We start from the raw sequence: 25,300 nt of genomic DNA, 5'->3' as shown, positions 1-25,300 counted from the left end.
ATGGTGGGGGCGGGAGCGTAATAACTGGCGGGCTACCCGGCCCGGTCACTCCTGCTGTTGGACGAGTTCCCGAACCCACACGGGGACCGTCTCGGTGTGAGACTCGCCGCTCAGGACGACTGTCGCCGTCACCGCCCGCGGCGTCGCGGCGACGGTCGGGTGGAAGGACGCGTCGGGCGTGAACACCACGTCGCCGTCACGGTCGAGCGTGGTCGTCAGGTTGACCGTGGCTGCAAGTCCGTCGCCCGCCGGTGCGGTGCCGAATCCGACGCTCGGTGACCCGTCGGTGCGGGCGTCGAGGTGGTCCGCGACAACGTCGGCGGCGACCGACGCGCACTCGGTCCGCCCCCATCGCTCGAAGGGCATCGTCTCGTACACCGGTTCCCGGGTCGGCGGACCGTCGCCGGGCGTCCCGACGTGCCGGTACGCGGCGACGTACTCGACGGCGTGTTGCTCGGGCAGGTACGTCAAGTCGGGGTCGGTGACCGTCCGTTCGACGGAAACCGGGTCGGCCTCGCCGCGTACCGGACCGCGGCCGTCGCCGAGCGAGGGCGCGTCGTCGGTCGGCGTTCCTGTCGTCGCGGTGTCGGTCCCTGTCGGAGCGGCCGTCTCGTCGGGGTCGGCGGCGGGCGGCCGGCCGCCACACCCAGCGAGTGCGACGGTGCCACCGGCGAGGGCGGCGAGGAGGGCGCGTCGTGAGCGGGGCATCGTGGCTGACTGACAAGACCAGCGACAAGTGTCTTCTGGACGGGACTATCCGACCGTCTCTGCGACCCGGCGATAGATGTCGGCGCACCGCTCGATGACCGACAGCGACGCCGACTCCGCGGCCGTGTGGGCCTCGCCGGGTTCGGCGACGCCACAGATTACGCAGTCGGTGCCGGCCTGTGAGAGCCATCCGGCGTCCGTCGCGTGCGGTTTGACGACGTGTTCGGGGTCGCCGTCCTGTGCGGCGTCGGCGGCGGCCAGCACCGCGTCGGCGAAGGCCTCGTCCCCACACTGCATCGGCGGCAGGTCCTGGTCGGCGGTCCACGCCACGCCGTCGATGGTCTCGACGCGGCCCACGTCGGCGCGTTCGCCGGGGACGGTGCGCTCGTCGACGGTCACCGCACAGCGGTCGGGCACGACGTTCATCGCCGTCCCACCGTCGATTTCCGTGACTGCGACGCTCCCGGTCAGGTCGTGCCCGAGTACGCTGGTCGAGGGAAATTCGAGGTCCCGAATCTCGGCCACGGCGTCCGTGGCGCGGTAGATGGCGTTCTCACCTTCGTCCACCTCGCTCGCGTGTGCGGCCTCGCCGCGGGCCGTGACGGTGCTCCCGCGCCGCCCCTTGTGGGCGATAGCCACGTCGGTCACGCCGTCGGCGGAGTACCCGGTCGACCCCTCGCCCACGATGGCGTAGTCGGGGGCGAACCCGTCGTCGATTGCGACACGCGCGCCGACGCCGCCGACTTCCTCGCCGACGAACGAGGCGAAGGCGAGTTCGCCCGCGGGGTCCGCCTCGGCGAACGCGACCATCGCCGCCGCGACGGCACCCTTCATGTCGGCCGTCCCGCGGCCGTGGAGGCGGCCGTCACGCCGCTCGACGACGTACCCGTCGCCGTCGACCTGTCCGTCGTCCGGCGGCACCACGTCGTGGTGCCCGACGAACGCGAGCGTTCGGTCGCCGCTACCTTTGTGGGCAACGACGTTGCCGCCGCGGCCCTCGTCGGCCCCGGCGTCGTCGCGAGTCACGGTCGCGTCGGTGTGGTCGCGGAGCCAGTCCGCGATGAAGTCGCCGACGGCGGCCTCGGACTCGTGGCTCGGAATCGAGGCGAGGTCGTGGGCGAGGTCGGTCGCGTCCATGTCCTGTGGGTGCGAGCGGTCGGGCATAAGCCCACGGGCACGGCGACAGACGGGTGGCCGACACGCGCTGTTTCCCAAGAGATTTGACGCTGTTCGTGAAATCTCGGGTGAATGCCGTCATCGCCGGACCACGCGACAGAGAGTCGACCGACGCTCCGCGAGTCGGTGCCGCCGCTGCGGGAGTGGGCGAGTACCTTCCTCGTCGGCCTGTTCATGGGGAGTGCCGACGCCGTGCCCGGCGTCTCCGGCGGGACCATCGCGCTCATCGCCGGTATCTACGAGCGGCTCATCACCGCCGTCACCGCCGTCACGCCCGAGCGCGTCGTCGGCTTTCTCGCCGCCCTGACGCCGCTTTCGGGGGGCGTGTCGGTCCGCGAGGCGGTCGGCATCTTCGACGACGTGGACGGGTGGTTCCTCCTCGCCCTGCTGGGCGGTATCGTCACTGCCGTCGTCACCATCACCAGAGTCGTCCACTGGGCCGACCAGCAGTACCCGGTCGTCCTCTTTGGCTTCTTCTTCGGCCTCATCGCAGCCTCCGCGGTGGTCCTCCTGCGGGCCATCTCCATCCGTACCGTCGGGTCGGGGGCCGCCGCAGTCGTCGGGTTCCTGTTCGCGTTCCTCCTCTCGGGCAGCGCGGACGGCGTGCTCGGCGGCGACCTCCCCGTCGTGTTCGTCGCCGGGGCCATCGCGGTGAGCGCGATGATTCTCCCCGGCATCTCCGGGTCACTCCTGCTCGTGATTCTGGGGCAGTACACCCGGCTCTCGACGGCCCTCTCGGAGTTCGTCGACGGCCTGACTGGCCTCGTCACCGACGGGTCGACCGACGCGATAGCCGGGCAGGGACCGGTCATCGTGACGTTCGTCGGCGGCGGCCTCGTCGGCTTGTTCACGGTGTCGCGGCTGGTCCGGTACGCGCTGGACCGCAACCGCGAGGCGACGCTGGCCTTCCTCGTCGCCCTCGTCGTCGGCGCGCTTCGGGCACCGGTCGCGGAGATTCGGGGGCGGCCGGGATACGGGTTCTCGGCGGAGGTGGTGGCCGCGTTCCTCGGCGTCGCAGTCCTCGGGGCCGTCTTCGTCCTCGCGCTGGACTGGTACGCGGCCGACTTCGAAATCGAGGACATCTGACCCCGGCCGTGACACGTCGGCGGGGCAGGCCATCACGCCCCTTATGAGGGAACCGCTCCAAGCGGGGGTATGGACATCGTACCGGACACGAGCGTGGTCATCGACGGCCGCGTGTCCGAACACGTCGAGTCCGGTGAGTTCGCCGGCGCGACGATACACGTTCCCGAGGCCGTGGTGGGCGAGCTGGAGGCACAGGCCAACGACGGCCGCGAGAGCGGGTGGGACGGCCTGTCGGAACTCCAACGACTCGCCGGCCTCTCGGACGCGGACGAGATGACGCTCGAATACGTGGGCCGACGGCCCGACGCCGTCGAGAAGCGCGACGCCGGCGAGGGCGAAATCGACGCCCTGATACGCGACATCGCCGCCGAGTACGAGGCGACGCTGTTCACCTCCGACGTCGTCCAGAGCGAGGTGGCCCGGGCGAAGGGGCTGACCGTCGAGTACGTCGAGCCACGGACCGAGGCCGTCGAGGACCTCGCCATCAAGCAGTTCTTCGACGAGCAGACGATGAGCGTCCACCTGCGGGCCGGGGAGCGGCCGCGGGCCAAGCGCGGAGCCATCGGCGACATGCATTACGAGGTCATCCGCGAGGACGTGACCGACGAGGGGCAACTCAAAGACTGGGCACAGGAGATAGAGAACAGTGCTCGCGCCGACCCGGACGGGTTCATCGAACTCTCGGAACCCGGGATGGACATCGTGCAGTTCCGGGAGTACCGCATCGCAATCGCACGGCCGCCGTTCTCGGACGGCTTCGAGATTACCGCCGTCCGACCCATCGTCAAGACGGACTTAGACGACTACGCGATGGCCGACGAACTCCGTGACCGCCTCACGGAGCAACAGCGCGGCGTCCTCATCTCGGGGTCGCCCGGGGCCGGGAAGTCCACGTTCGCACAGGCCGTCGCGGAGTTCCTCGCGAAGAGCGACTTCGCGGTCAAGACGATGGAGAAACCACGGGACCTGCAGGTCGGCCCGGACATCACGCAGTACACCGCGCTGGGTGGGTCGATGGAGAAGACGGCCGACTCCCTGCTGATGGTCCGGCCGGACTACACAATCTACGACGAGGTGCGCAAGACCGACGACTTCGAGGTGTTCGCGGACATGCGACTGGCGGGCGTCGGGATGATCGGCGTCGTCCACGCCACCCGCGCCATCGACGCGCTCCAGCGGCTGGTCGGCCGCGTCGAACTCGGCATGATTCCCCAAATTGTCGACACCGTCGTCTACATCGAGGCCGGGGAGATAGCCAAGGTGTACGACGTGACGACGCAAGTGAAGGTCCCCCACGGGTTGATGGAGGAGGACCTCGCGCGGCCGGTCATCGTCATCCGGGACTTCGAGACGGGCGAACCCGAGTACGAAATCTACACGTTCAACCGGCAGGTCGTGACCGTCCCGCTGAACGACGAGGACGACGGGGCCGGGAGCGAGTCCGGCGTCGACCGCATCGCCAAACAGGAGGTCGAGCGCGAGATTCGGTCCATCGCCCACGGGCACGTCGAAGTCGACCTGCGCGGGCCGAACACCGCCGTCGTCTGGGTCGAGGACGACGATATCTCCCAAGTCATCGGCAAGGGCGGCGGGCGCATCTCCGACGTGGAGAACCGCCTCGGCATCGACATCGACGTGCGCACCCTCTCGGAACGCCCCTCGGGTGCGGGACAGGGGAGTAGCGGTTCGAGCGGCGGTGGCGGCGGCCAACAGGCCGGCGAAATCGTCACCCCGGAGGTTACTTCACGACACATCATCGTCCCGATGGACGGCCACGCGGGCGACACCGTGGAGGTGCAGGCCGACGGCGAGTACCTGTTCACCGCCACCGTCTCGCGGGGCGGCGAAGTCCAAGTCTCCCGTGGGAGTGCAATTGCAGAAGAGTTAGAGCAAGCCATCGACCGCGGCAAGACGATTACCGTCGTCCCCTCCTGAGTGCTGGCCGCGAACTGGGAGCGAGGCTTACAGTTTGCGGGCCATCATCAGTTCGTCGACGGTCTTCTCGCCGATGGTGTAGTGGTCCTTGCGCATGGCCTCGGTGTTCCAGCCGTGGTCTTCGAGGAAGCGGATGGCGGGTTCGTTGGTGACGGGGACACTGTTGTACGCCTTCCGGTAGCCGTTGGCTTCGGCCCAGTCCAGTCCGCGTTCGAGGAGGGCACTACCGATGCCGTGCCGGCGGTGGTCGGGGTCGACGCCGACGGTCTGTTGGGCGGTGTGGCGCAACTGGTCGAGTTGCGGGAGGTCGAGATGGGTCCAGCCGACGAGGGTGTCGTCGATGGCGGCGACGAAGAACACGCGGGACTCGACTGGGTTGTGGCGAGTCACGGTGTCCTCGTAGAGCAGTTCCTCGGCGACGCTCTCGGCGACGACGTACGTCTCCTCGTCGGTGACCGACCGGATGGTCTCGACCAGTCCCTCGAAGTCCTGCTGACGGGCCGGGCGAATCGCGTAGGCCGTTCCGTCCTCGGCTTCGTGTTCCTCGATGGCACCGACGTTCAGCGCGACGCGGAAGTTCCCGTTCTCCTCCTCGATGTACCCTTTGGCGGTGAGACGGTCGAGCGCGTCCCTGAACTCCTCGGCCGACAGCGACACCACGTCGAGTAACTTGTGTCGCTTCGCCGTCCCGTGTCGCTCGACGTATCGGTATATCTGCTCCGTCTCTGCCGACTCGAACGTCGGACGCTCTTCGGCGTTCATAACAGTCTCTACGGCCACGACCGATATATAGGTTGGTCACAGGTACCACACCACACAGTCGGGTGGCGGACCGGCCGCTCCCGGTCGGGGAACGACTGCGTGGGTCGACGACTGTCGGAGAAAGAGGTCAGTCTGAGACGGCGGTGTCGGTCTGGTCTGCGGGCTGGTCGTCGACGACGAGTTCGTAGAGGTTCTGGCGTGCGTCGGCGAAGTAGACGTCCTCGTCGACGACTCCCACCTCCTCGAGACGTTCGAGCGCGTAGCGGACGGTCCGGGCCGATAGCATCGACTCTTCGACGATACCTTTCTGCGTGAGCGGGCCGTCGTACTCCAACACTTTGTAGACGAGCTTCGCGCTCGGCGGGAGGTCCGCGATGGTCTCGCCGTCGGATTCTGCCATTATGATGTCGGTTGGTCCCCGGCGGCATAAAGATTGATGGACGGACACGAAGGGAACGTAAATAGGGCGGCTCTCTCGGGTGTTCGTCGGCCACGCGCGGAGCGGCTGAACAACGAACGGTTTTTGCCTCCGGGTGGCCGACGGGGACGTATGGCAACGGACACGGCCGACAAGCGGGCCGCGCACCTCCGTGGACTGACGGTCACGATGCTGGCCTGTGTCGCCGGTATCGGGGCGGCCGTCGTCTCGCAGGCACTGGCAGCGTCGGCCACCGACACCACCGCCCTGTACGTCGTCGTCGGGGCCATCGCCGTCCAGTTCCCGATTCTGCAGGTGGTAGGCATCGACGTCAACGACTTCTCGACGAAAGACTACCTCTACGTGGCGTTCATGACGTTCTCGCTCTGGTTCGTCTCGTGGGGTGTCCTCCTGACCGCCGGAACGCCCATCAACTTCTAACATGGCAGACGACAGCATCGCGGTCGTCGACCTCGACAGGTGTCAGCCCGACCGGTGTAACTACGAGTGTGCGAACTTCTGCCCGCCCAATCGGACGGGCGAAGAGTGCATCGTCACCCGGGAGGACCGCTTCGAGGACAACGACCTCTACGAGGGAACACCCGACCAGATATCAATCAGCGAGGAACTCTGCCTCGGGGAGAGTTGTGGCATCTGCGTCGAGAAGTGCCCGTTCGACGCCATCGAAATCATCAACCTCCCGCAAGAACTCGACGAGGACCCGGTCCACCGCTACGGCGAGAACGCCTTCTCGCTGTACGGCCTGCCGGCACCGGCGGAAGGGCAGGTCACGGGCATCCTCGGGCCGAACGGTATCGGGAAAACCACCGCCGTCCGCATCCTCGCCGACGAGATGATGCCCAACCTCGGGGAGTTCAACACCGACATCGACTGGGAGCGCGTCTTGGACGAGTACCGCGGCACGGAACTGCAGGACTACCTCGTACAACTGCGCGACGGCGACGTGACCGTCGCCCGCAAGCCCCAGTACGTCGACCGCATCCCAGACCGCTTCGACGGGACGACGCGTGACCTGCTTGCACGCACCGACGAGCGCGGTGCCCTCGACGAGTTGGTCGAGCGGTTCGGCATCGGCGCGGTCATGGACCAGGACATCGACGCCATCTCCGGCGGTGAACTCCAGCGCGTGGCGATGACGGCGACGCTGGCCCGGGACGCCGACTTCTACTTCCTCGACGAGATTACGCCGTATCTGGACATCGGCCAACGCGTCACGGCGGCGCGCATCATCCGCGAACTCGCCGAGGAGGAGGACCGCTCGATGCTCGTGGTCGAACACGACCTCGCTATCCTCGACTTGCTCGCCGACAACGTCCATCTCGCGTACGGGCAGTCCGGCGCGTTCGGTATCATCACGCCGCCGAAGTCGGTACGCAACGGCATCAACGAGTACCTCTCGGGCTATCTGGAGAACGAGAACATGCGCATCCGGGAGTCGGCCATCGAGTTCGAGGAGCACGCTCCCCGCTCGGTGAGTAGCGGCCAAGTCGCCGTGGAGTACCCCGACCTCACCAAATCCTACGGCGACGGCGAGTTCTCCCTCGAAGTCGAGGGCGGCGAAATCCGGGAGAGCGAGGTGCTGGGCGTCGTCGGCCCGAACGGTATCGGGAAGTCGACGTTCGCCAAACTGCTCGCCGGCAGACTCAGCCCCGACGAGGGCACGGTGGACGCCGACCTCGACATCGCCTACAAGCCCCAGTACATCGAAATCGACCAGCACATGCGGGTCGACGCGTTCCTGCGCTCCGTCGCCGACGACTTCGGGTCCTCCTACTGGCAGACCGAAATCGCCCAACCGCTCCAGTTAGAGCGGGTGATGGAGCAGAACCTCACGGACCTCTCGGGCGGGGAACGCCAACGGGTCGCCATCGCGGCCTGCCTCTCGGAGGACGCCGACCTCTACCTGCTCGACGAACCGTCGGCGCATCTGGACGTGGAGCAGCGCGTACTGGCGACCACGGCCATCCGCCGGTACGCCGAACACCACGACGCCACCGCGCTCGTCATCGACCACGACATCTACATGATAGACTTACTGGCGGACCGACTACTGGTGTTCGACGGCGAACCGGCCGACTACGGGCACGCCTCCCCGCCGACGGACATGCGGGGCGGGATGAACGAGTTCCTCGGGAACCTCGACATCACGTTCCGCCGGGACGAGCGGACCAAACGCCCCCGCGTGAACAAGCCGGGGTCACAACTCGACCGCGAACAGAAGAAGTCGGGCGAGTACTACTACACCGACTAACCACCTTTTTGTCACTCGGGTTCGCGCTCCGCGCGAACCGCTCGCGGCAAAAACGTGGGCGAAAAACACCGCAACTCGCGGCGAGGCCGCGAGTTGCGTGAACCGGCGGCCGCCGGCCGCCGGATGCTCGTTCGCACCGCGACCGTACCGTTCCGTCAGTGCCCTATTCAGTCAAGTCGCCGACCCTCCGCCGAGAGGTCGACGTTCTCGTCGAGCGGGTCCTCGATGTCGCCCATGATGGCTTCGAGCGCGTCCGTCGCAGTCAACAGACCGACGACCTCACCATCGGAGAGTACCAGCGCGAGTTCTTGACTCTCGGCCTGGAACTGGTCGACGGCGTCGCTGATGGTCGTTTCGGGACCCATCGTCATCGGCGGCGCGGCGATGTCCTCGAAGGTGGTGTCACCGGCCTGCAGTTCGTCGATGCGGTCGACGACGGAAGGCACGTACACGATGCCCCGGAAGTCCTCGGGGTCGTCGCCGACCAGCGGGAAGCGAGTGTGCGGGCTAGAGCCGATGCGGTCGAGGTTCCCCGCGACCGAACACCCTGTCGAGAGAAAGACGGTATCCTCGGCGTCGGTCATGACCGCCGAGATGGGTTCCTCGCCCACTGTGAGGGCGTTGCGGATTTCCTCGCGGCGTTCCTCCGAGAGGTCACCGCGTTCGAGCAGTGAGTCGAGGCGGTTTCGGAGGTCCGCACGGGACTCGATTATCTCTTCCTCCGTTTCGAGCCACGCGCCCGTCATCTCGACGCCGAACAGTTTGAGGGTCGCCTTGGCGACCCAGTCGCCGAACTTGATCAGTGGTGAGATAAGCCAGGCGAAATAGTACAGCGGCTTCGCGCCGTACCGAGCGACCTGCTTCGAGCGTTCGACGCCAAGGTACGTTGGAGTCTGTTCCCCGTGTGTCAGGTGAATCATGTTGATGATGAAGAAGCCAAGCAAGGACCCCGCGCCGACAGACGCGAGGAACGTGTCCCGGAACAGCGGCTCAAGCAGGGCAGCCAGTCCGGGTTCGGCGACGATGCCGAGCGCGATGCTGGTTCCGGAAATCCATATCTGACAGGTCGTCAGGTACAGTTCGAGGTCATTCGTCATCTCCCACGCCCGCCGCAGGCCCGGCGTGTCGAACTCTGATTCGGGGAACTGCCGGACCCGCGTCAGGGCAAACTCGATGGCGACGAAGTACGCATTGATCAGAATCAGGAACACGCCTGCTGCAAGGCGGAGGCCGACTTCGAGCGGGGTCATCGGACGTGGTTATCGACGCTCGTGGAAAATAACTGTTGAAAATGTGCGAGCTCTGCGGTGGCAACTCGAACGTGCCGTCGCGGCCGTCGCCGCGGTGCCTCGACCGCCGAAACACCACGGGTAACTATGCCGAACGGGTGCAACGTGCCTATGGATGGAGTACGACTATCACGTCCACTCGACGTACTCCGACGGCCGCTTCCTGTTCCAGATGGTCAGGGCGGCCGCAGAGGCGGGGCTGTCGGGCGTGGGCATCACCGACCACTGTAGTGTGGCCGACGACGCGGACCTCAGAGAGCAGAAGCATCTGCTCGGGTTCAACCTCGACCAGACGTACGAACGCCGGCGGGAGGCCATCGAGCGACTCCGGGAGGACGTATCCATCGACATCTACGACGGCGTCGAGATGGACTACCACCCCGACGACGAGGACGCCATCGCGTCGTTTCTGGACGAAGCCGGGTTCCAGTACGCCATCGGGAGCGTCCACCACCTCGACGGCGTGAACATCCACGTCGAACCGTACTTCCGGCAACAGTCGGCGTCCGAGCGTGAAGCCACGGTCGCCCGGTACTTCGACCGCCTCGTCTCGCTGGTCGAGTCCGAGTTGTTCGACGTGGCCGCCCACGTCGACCTGATAGAGCGCAATCCCGCGCTCAGAGGGCACGCGACCGAGACGCAGTACCGGCGGGTCGCGGAGGCGTTCACCCGCTCGCGGACCGTCCCGGAGTTGAACGCCGGGCGCGTGCTGGACGAGTACGGCGAGTTCCACCCCAGTCCCGACTTCCGCGACGTACTCGCGGAGTACGGTGTGTCCTTCACTGTCGGGACCGACTCGCACAAGCCGGGAGAAATCGGGGAGCGGGTCGCCCACGTCGAGCAGTACCTCGACCGACGTGACCTCGCCCCCGTCGAGTTGCCCGTCTAGCGGAACGAGACGCCCAAATCGTGGAGGCCGTCGTTGTTCTGTGCGACGTTGATGAGCAACGGTGTCACCGCCTCGATTTCGGCGGCGTTGGCGAGCGACCCGGCATCGAGCGGACGCAACCCCTCGATGCCGTCGGCCAGCGCGGAGACGGTGTCGACGGCGTCGGCGTCGTCGCCGACGACAAGCGTGTCGATACCCAGTTCGGCGTCGAGGTTTGCGAGGCGGCCGGCGGGGAGGTTGTGGAATGCTCCGACGACGGACACGTCCCCGGGGGCGGCGTCAACCGCGAGTTGCGTGACGCTGCCCGCGCCGGGCCGGTTGTAGTGGAACCCGGCGTCGTCGCGTTTCATCCCGACGGCGGGGCTGACCAGCACCGCGTCGTCGGCGAGAGTATCGGCGACCGATTCGACGGTGTCGGCGAGGTGGTAGGCCGGAACGGCGAGGACGACAACGTCCGCACCGGCGGCGGCCTCGGGGTTGGCCGCGCCGCGGACCGTCGTCTCGACGCCGCGGCTGGCCAGTTCCGTCTCGTACTCCTCGGCTTTCGTCTCGGCGCGGTCGGCGTCGCGGGACCCGATAACGACGTCGTGGTTCGTGTCGTACGCCCAGCGCAGTGCCAGTCCTTCGCCGATGTCGCCGGTGCCGCCGAGCAGTGCGATTTCCATATCCGAGGGTGGGGCGAGACTACGTTAAGGGTTGCGTGCCCGGCCGACGTTGCCGAGGGCGTCAGTCGGTGGCCCCGATGGCGTAGTACAGCAGCGGTGTGGCCACGAGGACGATTGCGGCCGTGGTACGCAGTTGCGTGATGGGGTCGGGCGGGGTCAGCAGGGCGGTCATCACGAACGCGACGACGGTGGCGGCGACGAGCGCGGTCACGGCACGACGGACCCGAATCACGCTCGGGGCTCCAGCGCGCTCGGCAGGTCGTTCACCGAGTCGAGGACCAGCGCGGCACCAGCCTGCTCGTACTTCCGTCGGCCGCCCTCGCCGGTGAGGCCGCCGGTGAGGACGCCGATGCCGTGGTACGTGCGGCTCGGGTCGGCCTCGCTCGCGTTGACTGCCGTGCGCACGTCGTCGAGGGTGTCGCCGGCGAAGGCGACCGTCTCCGCGTCGAAGCGGTCGGCGAGCGTCGTCAGCGCGTGTGGGTGTGGTTTGCCCTCGGTCCAGTCGTCCATAGTGAACCGATGTTCGTCGGGCACGTCGAGGCCCACCCGGTCGAGGGCGATGTCGGCCTCGGCGGCGGGGCGGCCGGTGAGGACGCCCACGTCGAAGCGGTCGGTGAGGCGGGCGAGCGTCTCGGGGTCGGCGAGTTTCGGTTCGTCGTTGATGAAGCCGCTCGCGTCGATATCCGGGTCGCCGTCCTCCAACTCGCGGTACAGGTCGCTCCCGAGGTAGAGTTGCTGGAACACGTCACGGAGGCGGTCACGGTCCCACGCGTCGTAGATGCGTTCGCGCTCGGCGGGCCCGACGGCGTTGACGACGACAGTCTCGGCCGCGGCCAGACCGCCGCCAGTCGCCGCGATGTGGTCGGTGAACTCGTCTACGTCGTGGTCGAAGCCGTACTGCCAGGCCAGCACGTACAGCGCGATGGCGTGGGTCAACTCCCAGTCGTTGTTGAACCCACCCGCGTCTTTGAACGGCTGGATAGCCTCCCGGTCGAGCGTGTCGCCGTACACTTCCCTGACGGACTCGACGACGGCGCGACGGTAGGAGTTGGCCACGTCGACGAGCACGCCGTCGATATCCAAGACGACCGCGTCAGCCTGCATAGACGGTCTATGACACCCCGGGTAGAAAACCGCTACTGACCGCGCGGTCGCTGAGTCGGTGCGACCCCCGTGCGCGTGGCCGCTCAGTCCGAGCGGTCCGCGCCGGGTCGGTCGCGGGCGGCCACGTACAGCGTCGCCTGGCCGACCGTCTCCCGTCGCACCGGGACGATGGGTTGCTCGCCGCCCAGCGTCGTGAACAGGAGCGTGGCGTCGTGGGCACGCGCCACGTCGAAGGCGGGGCGGTGGAGTTCCGGCGGGAGGTTGCGGGCGTAGACCGCCTCCGTATCCGCGTAGACGGCGGGGTCGGGGTCGGTCACGTCGTCCTGCACGAAGGTGACGCCCGCCGGGACGGTGCGGTTGCGGATGTCCGTCGCGGTGACTGTCCGTCCGCGTGCGGCGAGAGCGGCGGCGGTGCCGGGGCGTTCGCCGATACCGACCTCGACGAGGGTGTCGAAGGCGGCTAGTCGCGTGACGAGAGCCTCGTGACGGGCGTCAGACACGGCGGGATGTTTATGAGTAGGCCCCGCATATAGGTTTGCATGCACGTCGATATCGTGCCGATCGGCGAGGTTCCCGCGGCAGTCAAACGGGAAGCCTCCGCCGGGTTGCGGACCGTCTACGACTGTGACGTGACGGTCCACGATGCCCAGTCGGTCCCCGACGGTTCCTACGACCGGAACCGCAACCAGTATCGGGCCGAAGAGTTCATCGAACTGGCGAGTCACATCGGCTCCGGAGAGAAAAACATCGCAATCACTGCGAAAGACCTCTTCTACCGCCGCCGGAACTACGTCTTCGGTCTCGCGTATCTCGACGGGAACGGCAGCGTCATCTCGACGTATCGGCTCCAGACATCCTCCGACGGTGGCTTCTCGAACCGCTCGGCCGACGACATCTTCTCCGACCGCGTCCGCAAGGAAGTCGTCCACGAAATCGGCCACACGCTCGGGCTGGAACACTGCGACAACAAACGCTGCGTGATGAACTTCTCGCCGACTGTCCGCGAAGTGGACGTGAAAGAGGAAACGCTGTGTGGGTCGTGTCAGCGGCAGGTGCTCTGACTCAGGCCTCGGCCTGTGCGCCCGCCTTCTCGAAGGCCGCCTCGATGTCCTCTGCCTGCGTGACGCCGACGAACCGGTCGACGATGCCGTCGTCGTTCTCGACGATGAGCGTCGGGAGCGAGCGTACCTGGTACTCGTTGGCAACGTCCTGCTCCTCGTCGACGTTGACCTTCTCGAACTCGACTGTCTCCCACTCCGTCGCTAACTCGTCCAGAATCGGGTCCTGTGTCTTACACGGACCGCACCAGTCCGCGTAGAAGTCCTTGAGCGTGACTGTCATAGGCTACGAAGGGTGTAGCCTGGCGGCCTGCATAAGGGTTTCCACTACCCCGGTGGCCCCTACCGTGGGACGGCCCGCGGGGACGTCGGGGTATCCCCCAGCCGCAAGGCGAAAAGCTTAGGCGGGGGGAGTTACCACTGATGGGTATGAGTGGTAGTAGCGACGGAGGCGGGCTGATGTCGAGTGCCGGTCTCGTCCGGTACTTCGACGCGGAGGACAGCAACGCCATCCGTATCGACCCCAAGACCATCATCGTGGGCGGTGCCTTCTTCGGCATCCTCGTCCAGGTGCTGAACCTCCTGTTCTAAACGCGTCTTTTAGGAGGGGGCCACCCGAACCCCGCGGTATGCACTTCGACCAGCGGACACAGCAGGCACTCCGCGAGGTGGGACTCTCGCAGGCCGACATCGAGGCGGCCTCGGAGGCAGTCGTCGCGGCGACGGCGGACGACGCGGCGCGCATCGAATCGTTCTTCGCGGACGTCGAGACCGTCCACTCGGACATGGACATCGCCCACAGCACGGGGTCGGTCGTCGAACACGACGTGGAGTATATCGACCTGTTCACCCACGCCGCCGACCTGCGGGGCTACCTGCGGTTCTCGAACTGGGGCGTCCCCGTCGAGGACGGGCGCGTCCTGAGCGAGGAGACGGTCGAGTTGACGCTCGGGCCGACAGTCGACGACCGAGTGCGGTTCACGACCGACCCCGACTCGCTATGAGCGTCCGGGTCCGGGGCATCTACAGCACGGCCCTGACCGACCTGCTCGAAGATGTCGGGGTCGTACAGGCCTCCGACGCCATCGCCGACCGCTTCGACGCCGACCTGCCGCTCGAACCGGCCGCGGCGACGGTCGAGACGACGGGCGACCGGCAGGGTGTGGGCGTCCACGGCGACGCCGACACCGTCGGGACAGTCGCCGACCGACTCGCGGACGTGGGCCGGGACGCGTTCGTCTGGCCCGACGAGACGCCGCGCGACGCCGTCTTCGACGGCCGCGTGACGGACACGCTCGGGCGCGGCGCGGTGGTCGACCTCGGCGTCGGCGAGGGGTTCCTCCCGTTCGACGAGACGGCCGACCGCATCGACGAGGGGGACCATCTGCGCGTGCAGGTGCGCGACCCCGCACCGCCGTGGGGCGACGACCGGCCGCTGCTCGGGACCGACATCCAGGTGTCGGGCGAACTGGCCCGCCTCGTCCGCGGCGGGCGGAGCGAGGGCGGGACCGGCGCGGCCGACATCGTGGACTTGCTCCCGACCGACCCCCGCGAGGGGTGGGGTGTCCGATGGGGGACACCCGCTGACGACGCCGAATTCGACGCGCTCGACGCGGCACTGGCGGCGGCGACGGACCGAGCGGCGGCGATAGACGACGCGCTCGCGGACGCACCCGCCCCCGACGAGGGTGCCCCAGCGACGGTGTGGGCGGGGACCGCCGGCCGGTGGTGCTGGTTCGGCCGGGAGGCACGGTTCGCGCTGGACGACGTGCGCGGCGGCGTCGTCCCGACGATGGCGGGGCACCACCGCATCAAGGCCGGTGCGCGGAGCGCGAGTGCCGCCGTCGACTTCGTCGAAGCCGTCTGCGGGGCCGAAGCCAGCGGTGCCGAGTTCCCCTTCGGCGTCGTGACGCGGCAGTTCGGTCCCCGCGGGGGGGACAGCGTGGCGATTCGACACGGGAAGCCGGACGGCCGAGCGTTCAGCCTCGGCACGGGAGAGGTCGTCGAACGCGACCCGGCGGGTGCCATCCGGGTCGAGCGCACGCTCTCGCCGGGCGGGACGCTCGACGCGCTCGGCGTCGACATCGAGGCCGGCGACGTGGCGGTCACGAAACTCAAGGAGGGGCGGTGGTGGTACCCGACGATGTACCGGGACCGCGACGGGCGGTCGAAGGGGACGTACGTGAACGTCTGTACACCGGTGGAAGTGTTTCCGGACGCCGCGCGCTACGTGGACCTCCACGTCGACGTAATCAAACACGCCGACGGCCGCGTCGAGCGGGTGGACGACGACGAACTCGACGCCGCCGTCGCGGCGGGGAACGTCAGCGCGGCACTGGCCGAGAAGGCGCGGGCCGTCGCGGCGGCCGTCGCGGACGCGCTCTAGTCGCACCAGCGGAGCGCGCCGTAGCCCAGTGCCGCGAGCGCGCCGAGCGCGCCGAATCCCGGGCCGGTCGTGGCCGTCGAGTCGGCGGTCGTCGTGGGTGCGGTCGATGTCGGCGTGGACGTGTCGGTGTCAGCCGTCCGCGTCGGTGTGCGGTCGGGCGTCACCGTGGCGTCGGCTGGCGGGTCGGGAAAGACGAACAGCGCGCCGGGCGCGTCGTCGTTGCTCGGGTTCTCGCGGCTGGCGGCCACGAACACGTCGCCGGCGGCCTGTGCCGTCCAGAAACTCGTCGTGTCGTCCCGTCGCCACGCGGCGAGGGTGCGGGGGTCGGTCGGGTCCGACACGTCGAAGACCTTGACGCCGCCCTGATACCACGAGGTGTAGAGGCACTCTCCGGCGAAGTCGAAGTTGTGTGAGGTGGTCCAGACGCCGCCGTAGGACGGGTCGGGCGACGGCGGCGGGTCGATGGTCGACAGTCGCTGCGGGTCGGTTGGCGTCGAGAGGTCCCAGAGTTCGATGCCGCTGGGGCCGCCCGCGGCGTCGCCCGGGGTCACGTCCCACGACTCGCCGCCGACGGCCAGCAGGGTGGCGTCGTCGTTTACGGTGACGTAGTGGTCGTTACCCGGCGGTTCGGTGGACGCGACGATGGCGGCGTTGTCGCTCAGTTCCGCGAGTTCTGCGACCGGGCGACCACGGACGCGGGTGACGGTTTCGGGTGTAGTCGGGTCCGACACGTCCAGAATCCACGTGCCTGCGTCCCAGTGGGCGACGTAGGCTCGCTCGCCCTGTACAGACACGTCGTGGAGTGAGCGGACGCCAGCGGGCACGTCCGTCCAGCGGTCGTCACGGTCCGCCAGCGACCACGTGCCCAGTCGGGTCGGGTCCGGCCCGGCCTCGACGAGGACGAGGTCGTTGCGGTCGCCCCGGTTGCCCGTGAGGTAGGCCACGCCATCGGCGAAATCACAGTTGTGGATGGGGTAGTCAGTCTCGTAGACGCCCACCCGTTCGGGGGCGGCCGGGTCGGACACGTCGTAGAAGACGGCGGCTTCGAGCGCGTCGGCACGGCCGTTCGCCGGGCCGACGACGGCCACGCGGTCGCCGTCGAGTTTCACGTCCTGTATCCCGACGAGGGGGCCGTCCGGGCGGTCCGCGAGGATGGCACTCCGGTGGGCGAGCCGTTCGGGTGCGGTCGGGTCGGACACGTCGAAGACGGCGAAGCCGTCGGTCGCGGCGGCGTACACCGTCTCCTCGTCGGGGGCGACGACGGCCTCCTTCAGCCCGTCGAGCGGCGTCGTGCCGAGCGGTTCGAGGGTCCCGGCGGTGGTCGTGGCGGACGGACGGGGGGTGGCGTGGCCGACTCCCGGGAGCGTGCCGAGGGCGGCGGTGGCGGCGAGGAACTGGCGGCGGCGCATGGGTCGAAAAGAGGGGTCGGACACCTATCGGTTGTGGTCGGCTCGGGCGTCGTCGGCGAGGAGTCGGGTACGGAGGTACTCGCTGAGTTCCGCCTGAATCGAGGCGGCGTCGGTGTCGGCCGTGGCGTTGCGGGTCATCGCGCCGAGGAACGTCGTCGCCACCATCGACGCCACGCGGTCGGCGTCCACCTCGCGGAACACCCCTTGTTCGATGCCTTGCTCGATGATTTCTACGAGACGGTTCTCGAGGAAGGCGTCGTTCTCGGTGAACTGTTCGCGGTAGGTCTCGTCGTGACACGCCTGCGCGCGTAGTTCGGTCAGCGCGCGCAGGAACGCCTCGTCGTCGCCGTCGAGGAGGTCGTCGAAGAAGTGGTCGAACCCGACGCGGAGTTGTTCGTCGGCGGTGTCGCCCTCGTCGATGGGGACCTGTTGCTCCATTCGGCGGAGCATGAACGCCAAGAAATCGACCAACAACGCGTCTTTGCCGTCGTAGTGATGGTAGAGTAACGACTTGCTCTTGTCGAACTCGTCACCGATGCGCTGGATGGTGAGGTCCGCGTAGCCGTGCTTCGAGAGCGCGTCGTACGTCGCCAACATGATAGCCTCTCGCGTGTCCTCGGGCTCGTCGGCGAACAACTCCGTCCTTCGACCCATTGTTGATTGAATATTCATTCACCACTGATATCCATTTCGTTCGGGCCGAAGTGAAAAGATTCTTGTACTGATTGAACGTTCATTCAACACGAGCGAACAGCCCTGTGTTCACCATGAGATGGAAACCTGCCGCAGTCGTTCTCGTTGTAGTGTTGTTGATACTTCCGGCCCCCGCACTCGGTGTCGTCAGGGGAAGCCCGGAGCTGACTGTATCGGCACCGGAGAACAGGTTCATCGCCGGCGAAAACACGCAGTTCGAGGTGACGCTCACGAACGAGGGTGACCTCGACACTGGGTCGGCACGCAACCCCGCGCTCAACAGTGAAGTGACGAGCGCGCGTGCCCTCGAAGCGACGCTCCAAGCACGGAACGCACCGGTCGACATCAGGACGGACACGCGGTCGGTGAGTCGGCTCCCGCAGGGCGAGTCCGCACCGCTACCCTACAGTATCTCCGTCGACGAGGACGCGGAGCCGGGGACCTACCGGATGCAACTCAACGTCCGGTACCGCTACACCTCAACCATCGCCGAACAGACCGGTGCCCGCAACCAGAACACACAGAACCGCTCGTTCGACGTGACCATCAGAGTCGACGAGCGCGCACAGTTCGAAATCGTCGAGACCGAGTCCAATCTGCGGGTCGGTTCGACCGGGACCGTCGAGGTGACGATGCGCAACGACGGCTCGGAGACGGCTTCGGACACCACCGTCGCGTTGGAGTCGTTGAACGGCGACCTGACGCTGGGCGGGGCGAATACGGCGAGTCGCTTCGTCGGCGACTGGGAGGCCGGTGAGCAACGGACCGTCGACTACGAAGTGGTCGCCACCGAGAGTGCCGAACAGCAACGCTACGCGTTCCGGGTAACAACTAACTTCGAGGACGGCGACGGCATCACGCGACAATCCGAGGCGTTACCGCTGGGTGTCATGCCGAGTCCGGAGGCAGCGTTCTCCCTCTCGAACGTCGAGAGCGACCTCAGGGTCGGCGAGGAACGGACACTCGAAGGGACGATTACCAACGACGCCGACATCACGGCCGAGGACATCGTCGTCCAGTTCACGACCGAAAACGAGAACATCAACGCCGCTGAACGGGACTACTCCGTCGGGACGCTCGCATCCGGAGAGTCCGCGGACTTCGAGTACACGGTCGAAGTGACGGAATCCGCAGGCGCCGGCCCGCGACAGTTCAGCTTCGTCGCGCAGTACCGCGACGAGGGCGGTGACACCCTGACCGGCGACACGCTGAACGCCCGCGAGTTCGTCCGGCCGGAGACGAACACCTTCGACGTGAACGCCGTCGGCAGTACCGTCCAGAACGGCGGGTCCACGGAGATGAGCGTCGTCGTGACCAACCAAGGCAACGAGACGCTGACGGACATCTCGGCGAAGCTGTTCGCCGACAGCCCCATCTCGGCCGACGACGACGAGGCGTACGTCAGCGAACTCGGACCGGGCGAGACGGCGAACCTGACGTTCAGAGTGGGTGCGAGCGGCGCGCTCACGAAAGACTACCCCGTCTCGATGGACTTCCAGTACGACGACGCGGACGGTGACACGCTCATCTCGAACACGTACCGGGTCCCAGTGACGGTGACCGAACCGGAGGGTGACGGCAGCGGACCGCCGCTCGTCATCATCGGCGGCGTCACCCTCGTCGCTCTAGTCGCCATCGGCGGCTACTTGCGCTTCCGATAGATGGACCACCAGCGCGTCATCAACCGAATCGACGAAACCATCGTCGAGCGACCACAGCGTATCGTCGTCGGGTTCCTGCTGCTGACGATGGTGTTCGGGTTCGGTCTGGGAAGCGTGAGCACCGAGGCGGGAACCTCACAGTTCACCACCGGCCTCCCCGCCGAAGAGGCGTTCACGGAGGTCAACGAGGACTTCAGTCCGACGTTCCAGCCCGACAGCGGGAGCACGCAGCTCATCCAAGAGTCACAGAACGTGCTGTCGCGCTCGTCGATGCTGGCGATGTTGCGCGCTCAAGAGCGACTCGACGAACGGACGAATCTTCGGGTAACGGGCACGTCCTCGGCGGCGGGTATCGTCGCACAGCAGTTGGACCCGGCCGCGACGACGCCCGGCGAGCAAGTCGACGCCATCGAAGACGCGACGGCCGGCGAAGTCCAGAGCGCGGTTCGGCGAGCGGCGGAGCAGAACCCGCAGTTCCGGGTCCTCCTCAGCAACGACTTCAACCGCCGGAGCACCTCGGCGACGGCGACCATCGGAACCGTCTCACACGAGATACCGGCCGGAATCTCCTCCGGGTCGGGGCAGGGCGGGTCGAGTCCGCTGACGCCGATTCAAATCCAAGCACAGGACATCGTCGGGACGGTGGACGGTGACATTCGCGTGTTCGGGTCGGGTATCGTCGCCGACGAGTTCTCGAACGTCATCACGGACTCGCTGCTCATCGTCGTGCCCGCGGCCGTCGTCTTCATCATCCTGTTTCTGGTCATCGCGTACCGCGACCCAATCGACCTGCTCGCAGGCGTCGTCTCGCTGGCGATGGCCATTATCTGGACGTTCGGGTTCATGGGACTGGCCGGCATCCCGTTCAGCCAGATGCTCATCGCCGTGCCGCCGCTGTTGCTGGCGGTGGGTATCGACTTCGGTATCCACGCTGTCAACCGCTATCGCGAGGAGCAGGTCCTCGGGAAGTCAGTCGGGGAGGCGATGCGCATCACGACCGACCAGTTGGTCGTCGCCTTCTTCATCGTCACCGGGACGACGGTCATCGGCTTCGCCGCCAACCTCACGAGTTCGCTCCCGCCCATCCGTGACTTCGGTCTCGTCGCCGCCATCGGCATCGTGTTCACGTTCCTCATCTTCGGTATCTTCCTCCCCGCGCTGAAGGTATTGATAGACAAAGCACGGGAGAAGTATCCGATTCCGACCGTGAGCAAGACGCCGCTGGGGTCCGAAGAGTCGGCCCTGAGCAGCGTGCTGCGCGGCGGCGTCGTCGTCGCCGACAAGGCCCCCGCGCTGTTCCTCATCCTGATTCTGGTCGTCAGTGGCGGAGTCGGGTTCTACGCGACGGGCATCAGCACCTCCTTCGCACAGGAGGACTTCCTTCCGCCCGAGGACAACCCCGACTGGGTGATGAACCTGCCCGAACCGTTCCGACCCAACGAGTACAGCGTCACGGCCACCGTGAACTTCCTCGAAGACAAGTTCGACAGCACGCAGTCCGACTCCGTGACCATATACGTCGAGGGACCGATGGAACGCGATTCGATACTCGAACAGATACATCGAGCGGGGTCTGACCCACCCGACAGCGTGGTGAGCGAGGACCGCCAAGCCGACAGTGAGAGTATCGTCACGGTCATCCAGTCACGGGCCGAACGTGACGAGGAGTTCGCACGACTCGTCGCCCGCAACGACCAGAACGGGAACGGCGTCCCCGACAACAACCTCGGGGAGGTGTACGATGCACTCCTGTCCTCGCCCGCCCGTGACCGGGCACTCCAGTACATGACCGAAGACCGGCGGAGTTCGCGGGTCGTCTACACCGTCAAATCCGACGCCGAACAGGCCGACATAGCGGCCGACGCCCGCGAGATGGCCGACAAGTACCGCGTCACCGCCATCGCGACCGGCCAGACCGTCGTCTTTCAAGCCGTCTCGGACGTCATCTTCATGTCGGCGATTCAGAGCCTCGTGCTCGCGCTCATCGGGGCCGCGCTGTTCCTGATGTTCATCTATCAGGTCATCGAAGGTGAGTGGACGCTGGCTCTCCCGAACATCGTCCCGATTCTCGTCACGGTGGCGTTCGTCGCGGGGTCGATGCGGCTTGCGAACATCCCGTTCAACGCCATCACCGCGACGCTGTTGGCCATCACCATCGGCCTCGGTATCGACTACTCCGTCCACGTCGTCCACCGGTTCATCGACGAACGCCACGAGCGGCCGTTGATGGAAGCACTCGACCGGACGGTGCGGGGCACCGGCGGCGCGCTGATGGGGAGCATGTTCACCACCGTCTTCGGCATCGGTGTGCTCGCGCTCGCGCTGTTCCCGGCCATCGGCCAGTTCGGGATTCTGACCGCGCTCTCCATCTTCTACGCCTTCCTCGCGTCGTTGTTCGTCCTCCCCGCCGCGCTGGTGCTGTGGGACCGCTTCTTCGGTCCCGACGGCCCCGCCCCGGACCTCTCGCCCGGGGAGTCCGTGGGGACGGTCGACCCCGACGCAGACCCGGACCCAGACCCGGATTCTGACCCGACTCCCGGCGGCGACTGACTGGGCCTCTGTATCCCCTGCCTCGCCACGCGCGGGTCGGCTTCTCTCTCCGCTCCGCATCGAGGCCTCCCTTCGGTCGGCCTCGCAACCGCTCTGCGGTTCACTCCGTTCACCGCTCCCCATCGAGGCCTCCCTGCGGTCGGCCTCGCAACCGACAGTGTTTCACGACCCGCGCCCCTGACTCGGGACAATGAGTCGGGATGTCATCGAGGTCCGCGGGGCCGAGGAACACAACCTCAAGGACGTCGACGTGACGATTCCCCGCGAGGAGTTGACCGTCGTGACGGGGCTGTCGGGGTCGGGCAAGTCCTCGCTCGCGTTCGAGACAGTGTACGCGGAGGGCCAGCGACGCTACATCGAGTCGCTGTCGGCCTACGCCCGGAACTTCCTCGGGCAGATGGACAAGCCACAGGTCGAGAACGTCGAGGGGCTGTCGCCCGCCATCTCCATCGACCAGAAGAACGCCGCCAACAACCCCCGGTCGACGGTGGGGACCGTGACGGAACTGCACGACTATCTCCGCCTGCTGTACGCCCGGGTCGGCACACCCCACTGCCCGGAGTGTGGCCGGGAGGTGGGCGAGCAGAGTGCCCAGAACATGGTCCGGCGTATCGTGGACCTGCCGGAGGGGACCCGCGTCAAAATCGCCGCGCCGGTCGTTCGTGACCAGAAAGGGGCCTTCGAGGACCTGTTCGACGAGTTGGTGAGCGAGGGGTACTCGCGGGTCGAAGTCGACGGCGAGCCCTACGATTTGACGATGGACCGTCCGGAGTTGGACGAGAACTACGACCACACGGTCGACGTGGTGGTCGACCGCGTGAAGGTCAGCGAGGAGGCGCGCTCGCGCATCACGGACTCGGTGGAGACCGCGCTGGCGGAGGGCGACGGCGTCCTCAAACTCGTCCTCCCCGACCCGCCCGAGGGCGTCGAAGTCGGCGGCGCGACGGCGCGGGCGACGGGCGATTTGGCCGACGGTGACGCCGACGGGGACGCCGACCGCCTCGTGGTCGAGTTCTCCGAGGACCTCGCCTGTACCCACTGTGGCATCGACATCTCCGAGATAGAGACGCGGTCGTTCTCGTTCAACTCCCCACACGGCGCGTGCCCGGAGTGTGAGGGTATCGGCTCGACCAAGGAGGTCAGCGAGGACCTCGTGATAGAGGACCCCACGAAGCCACTGAAACACGTCTTCGAGCCGTGGAGCTACAACCGGACCTACTACTCACGGCAACTGGACAACGTGGCCGAACACTTCGGCGTCTCGCTGGAGACGCCGTTCGCGGACCTCGACCCGGAGATTCGACGCCAGTTCCTCTGGGGCACCGACGACGTGGTCCACTTCGAGTGGACGACCAAGAACGGCACCCGCGAGAAGACCGAACGGTTCGAGGGTGTCATCGAGAACCTCGAACGCCGCTACGTCGAGACCGACAGCGACCGGGCACGGGACCACATCGAGGAGTACATGGCCGTGACGACGTGCCCGGTCTGTGAGGGGACGCGTCTCAAGCCGGAGTCCCGGGCGGTGCTGGTGGACGGCACGTCCATCACCGAGGTCAACGAGATGTCCATCGGGGACGCCCTCGAACACTTCGAGGGGATGGAGGAGACGATGAGCGACCGCGACCGCAAGATAGCCGAGGAGATTCTGAAGGAGATTCGCTCGCGTCTCGGCTTCATGTGTGAGGTGGGCCTGGAGTACCTGACGCTCGACCGCGAGGCGTCGACGCTCTCGGGCGGCGAGAGCCAGCGCATCCGACTGGCCACCCAAATCGGGTCGGGGCTGGTCGGCGTGCTGTACGTGCTGGACGAACCGTCCATCGGCCTCCACCAGCGGGACAACGACCGCTTGTTGAACACCCTCGAAGAACTCCGGGACATCGGCAACACCCTGCTCGTGGTCGAACACGACACCGAGACGATGCGGCGGGCCGACACCATCATCGACATGGGTCCCGGACCGGGCAAGGACGGGGGCGAAGTCGTGGTCAACGGGTCCGTCGAGGACGTGAAGGCCACCGAGGACTCGGTGACGGGCGACTACCTCGCGGGCGACCGCTACATCGAGGTCCCGGACGAGCGACGCGAGGCCGACGGCGCGATTACCGTCCGCGGAGCGCGCCAGCACAACCTGAAAGACCTCGACGTGGCCCTGCCGGTCGGGTGTTTCACCGCCATCACGGGCGTCTCCGGGTCGGGCAAGTCCACGCTGATGCACGACGTCCTCTACAAGGGGCTGGCCCGCCGGATGAACGACAACACCTCCGTCGACCCCGGCGACCACGACGACATCGAAGGGCTGGACCAGATAGAGACGGTGCGGCTCATCGACCAGTCGCCCATCGGCCGGACGCCGCGGTCGAACCCCGCGACGTACACGAACGTCTTCGACCACATCCGCGAACTGTTCGCCGAGACGGACCTCGCCAACCAGCGGGGCTACCAGAAAGGACGGTTCTCGTTCAACGTCAAGGGCGGCCGGTGTGAGGGCTGTGGCGGGCAGGGCACCGTCACCATCGACATGAACTTCCTCTCGGACGTGCAGGTCCCCTGCGAGGAGTGTGACGGCGCGCGCTACAACGACGAGACGCTCGACGTTACATTCAAGGGCAAGACAATCGCGGACGTGCTGGGGATGAGCGTCACCGAGGCTCGCGAGTTCTTCGAGAGTCACCCCCAGATTCGGCGTCGACTCCAACTGCTCGAAGACGTGGGGTTGGGGTACATGCGGCTGGGCCAACCCTCCACGACGCTCTCGGGCGGGGAAGCCCAGCGCGTGAAACTCGCCGAGGAGTTGGGGAAGAAAGACTCCGGCGAGACGCTGTACCTGCTCGACGAACCGACGACGGGACTCCACCCCGAGGACGAGCGGAAACTCGTGGACGTGCTCCACCGCCTGACCGACGACGGCAACACCGTCGTGGTCATCGAACACGAGTTGGACCTCGTGAAGAACGCGGACCACATCGTCGACCTGGGGCCGGAAGGCGGCGAGAACGGCGGTGACGTGGTCGCGGCCGGGACGCCCGAGGCGGTGGCCCGGACCGACGAGTCACACACGGGCCGGTACCTGCGTGACCTCTTGCCGGACGTGGAACTGGAGGGGCCGCGGAGCGACCGGGTGGTGACGGCAGAAACCAACGGCGAGCGGGACCAAGCGACCGGTACCGGCGACGATTGACGCGCTGGCGTGCGTCGCCGACGCCGCTCGTTAAGCTATTATTTCCGATACTCAGCTG

24 protein-coding genes are annotated in these 25,300 nt (G+C 66.9%); 12 read left to right on the top strand and 12 right to left on the bottom strand.

Annotated elements, in window-relative coordinates; translation table 11 throughout:
* Window positions 1–45: 45 nt before the first annotated feature.
* Together MUG95_RS10510 and MUG95_RS10505 are read right to left on the bottom strand one after the other, a co-directional pair.
* Window positions 46–708: a hypothetical protein gene (locus MUG95_RS10510; protein WP_247006479.1), complete on the bottom strand. Its 663-nt coding sequence runs from the start codon at window positions 706–708 to the stop codon at window positions 46–48.
* A 45-nt stretch (window positions 709–753) separates the two neighbouring features.
* On the bottom strand, window positions 754–1,845 hold the full coding sequence (locus tag MUG95_RS10505) for a M20 family metallopeptidase (RefSeq protein ID WP_247006477.1): 1,092 nt from the start codon (window positions 1,843–1,845) through the stop codon (window positions 754–756).
* A 111-nt stretch (window positions 1,846–1,956) separates the two neighbouring features.
* On the opposite strand from MUG95_RS10505, the gene MUG95_RS10500 reads away from it, so the two are divergent.
* Both MUG95_RS10500 and MUG95_RS10495 read left to right on the top strand, forming a co-directional pair.
* Entirely contained in the window at window positions 1,957–2,970 is a 1,014-nt protein-coding gene (locus MUG95_RS10500) for a DUF368 domain-containing protein (protein ID WP_247006470.1), read from the top strand.
* A 69-nt stretch (window positions 2,971–3,039) separates the two neighbouring features.
* Entirely contained in the window at window positions 3,040–4,905 is a 1,866-nt protein-coding gene (locus tag MUG95_RS10495) for a PINc/VapC family ATPase (protein WP_247006468.1), read from the top strand.
* 27 nt (window positions 4,906–4,932) lie between these two features.
* On the opposite strand, the gene MUG95_RS10490 is transcribed toward MUG95_RS10495, so the two are convergent.
* Both MUG95_RS10490 and MUG95_RS10485 read right to left on the bottom strand, forming a co-directional pair.
* A complete protein-coding gene (locus tag MUG95_RS10490; protein ID WP_247006466.1) occupies window positions 4,933–5,667 on the bottom strand; it encodes a GNAT family N-acetyltransferase in 735 nt (244 codons plus the stop codon).
* Window positions 5,668–5,794: 127 nt separating this feature from the next.
* Window positions 5,795–6,067, bottom strand: coding sequence for a winged helix-turn-helix domain-containing protein (locus tag MUG95_RS10485; RefSeq protein WP_247006459.1), 273 nt, complete (start codon window positions 6,065–6,067; stop codon window positions 5,795–5,797).
* Window positions 6,068–6,217: 150 nt separating this feature from the next.
* Here MUG95_RS10485 and MUG95_RS10480 point away from each other — a divergent pair, with 150 nt between their 5' ends.
* Together MUG95_RS10480 and MUG95_RS10475 are read left to right on the top strand one after the other, a co-directional pair.
* Window positions 6,218–6,526, top strand: coding sequence for an EMC6-like membrane protein (locus MUG95_RS10480; RefSeq protein ID WP_247006456.1), 309 nt, complete (start codon window positions 6,218–6,220; stop codon window positions 6,524–6,526).
* Window position 6,527: 1 nt separating this feature from the next.
* Window positions 6,528–8,357 (top strand): ribosome biogenesis/translation initiation ATPase RLI, encoded by a 1,830-nt coding sequence (locus MUG95_RS10475; protein ID WP_247006454.1) that lies wholly within the window; start codon window positions 6,528–6,530, stop codon window positions 8,355–8,357.
* 167 nt (window positions 8,358–8,524) lie between these two features.
* Here the strand turns inward: MUG95_RS10475 and MUG95_RS10470 are convergent, their stop codons facing one another.
* On the bottom strand, window positions 8,525–9,607 hold the full coding sequence (locus MUG95_RS10470) for a CNNM domain-containing protein (protein WP_247006453.1): 1,083 nt from the start codon (window positions 9,605–9,607) through the stop codon (window positions 8,525–8,527).
* 154 nt (window positions 9,608–9,761) lie between these two features.
* Here MUG95_RS10470 and MUG95_RS10465 point away from each other — a divergent pair, with 154 nt between their 5' ends.
* On the top strand, window positions 9,762–10,535 hold the full coding sequence (locus MUG95_RS10465; protein ID WP_247006451.1) for a PHP domain-containing protein: 774 nt from the start codon (window positions 9,762–9,764) through the stop codon (window positions 10,533–10,535).
* Here MUG95_RS10465 and npdG read toward each other — a convergent pair.
* From npdG to MUG95_RS10445, 4 genes are all read right to left on the bottom strand, one after another.
* Window positions 10,532–11,200 carry an NADPH-dependent F420 reductase gene (gene npdG / locus MUG95_RS10460; protein WP_247006449.1) on the bottom strand — a complete coding sequence of 223 codons (669 nt, stop codon included), beginning with the start codon at window positions 11,198–11,200 and terminating at the stop codon, window positions 10,532–10,534. The genes MUG95_RS10465 and npdG overlap by 4 nt on opposite strands.
* A gap of 61 nt (window positions 11,201–11,261) precedes the next feature.
* The gene (locus tag MUG95_RS10455; protein WP_247006447.1) at window positions 11,262–11,432 is read right to left on the bottom strand and encodes a hypothetical protein; all 171 of its coding nucleotides are present in this window, start codon (window positions 11,430–11,432) and stop codon (window positions 11,262–11,264) included.
* Entirely contained in the window at window positions 11,429–12,304 is an 876-nt protein-coding gene (locus MUG95_RS10450; protein WP_247006445.1) for a TIGR01548 family HAD-type hydrolase, read from the bottom strand. The genes MUG95_RS10455 and MUG95_RS10450 overlap by 4 nt, the downstream gene beginning before the upstream one ends.
* Window positions 12,305–12,387: 83 nt before the next feature.
* Window positions 12,388–12,804 carry a UPF0146 family protein gene (locus MUG95_RS10445; RefSeq protein WP_247006444.1) on the bottom strand — a complete coding sequence of 139 codons (417 nt, stop codon included), beginning with the start codon at window positions 12,802–12,804 and terminating at the stop codon, window positions 12,388–12,390.
* Between the two features lie 39 nt (window positions 12,805–12,843).
* Between MUG95_RS10445 and MUG95_RS10440 the strand changes: the two genes are divergently transcribed.
* On the top strand, window positions 12,844–13,365 hold the full coding sequence (locus MUG95_RS10440; protein ID WP_247006442.1) for an archaemetzincin family Zn-dependent metalloprotease: 522 nt from the start codon (window positions 12,844–12,846) through the stop codon (window positions 13,363–13,365).
* Window position 13,366: 1 nt separating this feature from the next.
* On the opposite strand, the gene MUG95_RS10435 is transcribed toward MUG95_RS10440, so the two are convergent.
* Window positions 13,367–13,645, bottom strand: a complete 279-nt coding sequence (locus tag MUG95_RS10435; protein WP_247006440.1) for a thioredoxin family protein — start codon at window positions 13,643–13,645, stop codon at window positions 13,367–13,369.
* Window positions 13,646–13,791: 146 nt separating this feature from the next.
* Between MUG95_RS10435 and MUG95_RS10430 the strand changes: the two genes are divergently transcribed.
* The 3 genes from MUG95_RS10430 to MUG95_RS10420 are packed head-to-tail and all read left to right on the top strand — an operon-like array spanning window position 13,792 to window position 15,748.
* Window positions 13,792–13,953, top strand: a complete 162-nt coding sequence (locus MUG95_RS10430) for a preprotein translocase subunit Sec61beta (protein ID WP_247006438.1) — start codon at window positions 13,792–13,794, stop codon at window positions 13,951–13,953.
* Between the two features lie 38 nt (window positions 13,954–13,991).
* Window positions 13,992–14,366 carry a DUF7532 family protein gene (locus MUG95_RS10425; protein ID WP_247006437.1) on the top strand — a complete coding sequence of 125 codons (375 nt, stop codon included), beginning with the start codon at window positions 13,992–13,994 and terminating at the stop codon, window positions 14,364–14,366.
* Entirely contained in the window at window positions 14,363–15,748 is a 1,386-nt protein-coding gene (locus MUG95_RS10420; RefSeq protein WP_247006435.1) for a ribonuclease FAU-1 family protein, read from the top strand. Before MUG95_RS10425 ends, MUG95_RS10420 begins: the two co-directional genes overlap by 4 nt.
* On the opposite strand, the gene MUG95_RS10415 is transcribed toward MUG95_RS10420, so the two are convergent.
* Both MUG95_RS10415 and MUG95_RS10410 read right to left on the bottom strand, forming a co-directional pair.
* On the bottom strand, window positions 15,745–17,157 hold the full coding sequence (locus MUG95_RS10415; protein WP_247006423.1) for an LVIVD repeat-containing protein: 1,413 nt from the start codon (window positions 17,155–17,157) through the stop codon (window positions 15,745–15,747). The two genes, MUG95_RS10420 and MUG95_RS10415, sit on opposite strands and share 4 nt — an antisense overlap.
* Before the next feature lie 24 nt (window positions 17,158–17,181).
* On the bottom strand, window positions 17,182–17,811 hold the full coding sequence (locus MUG95_RS10410) for a TetR/AcrR family transcriptional regulator (RefSeq protein WP_247006421.1): 630 nt from the start codon (window positions 17,809–17,811) through the stop codon (window positions 17,182–17,184).
* 113 nt (window positions 17,812–17,924) lie between these two features.
* Between MUG95_RS10410 and MUG95_RS10405 the strand changes: the two genes are divergently transcribed.
* The 3 genes from MUG95_RS10405 to uvrA all read left to right on the top strand — a co-directional run bounded on the left by MUG95_RS10405 (window position 17,925) and on the right by uvrA (window position 25,242).
* The gene (locus MUG95_RS10405; protein WP_247006419.1) at window positions 17,925–19,511 is read left to right on the top strand and encodes a COG1361 S-layer family protein; all 1,587 of its coding nucleotides are present in this window, start codon (window positions 17,925–17,927) and stop codon (window positions 19,509–19,511) included.
* Window positions 19,512–22,061, top strand: coding sequence for an efflux RND transporter permease subunit (locus MUG95_RS10400; RefSeq protein WP_247006417.1), 2,550 nt, complete (start codon window positions 19,512–19,514; stop codon window positions 22,059–22,061). It abuts the gene before it with no gap.
* 190 nt (window positions 22,062–22,251) lie between these two features.
* Window positions 22,252–25,242, top strand: coding sequence for an excinuclease ABC subunit UvrA (gene uvrA, locus MUG95_RS10395; RefSeq protein ID WP_247006416.1), 2,991 nt, complete (start codon window positions 22,252–22,254; stop codon window positions 25,240–25,242).
* Window positions 25,243–25,300 lie beyond the last annotated feature (58 nt).

Origin of the sequence: Halorientalis litorea (genome assembly GCF_023028225.1) — an archaeon.
GTDB classification, from domain to species: Archaea; Halobacteriota; Halobacteria; order Halobacteriales; family Haloarculaceae; genus Halorientalis; species Halorientalis litorea.
The sequence above is the reverse complement of the archived record's forward strand: the minus strand, read 5'-3'. Positions and strand labels throughout refer to the sequence as shown.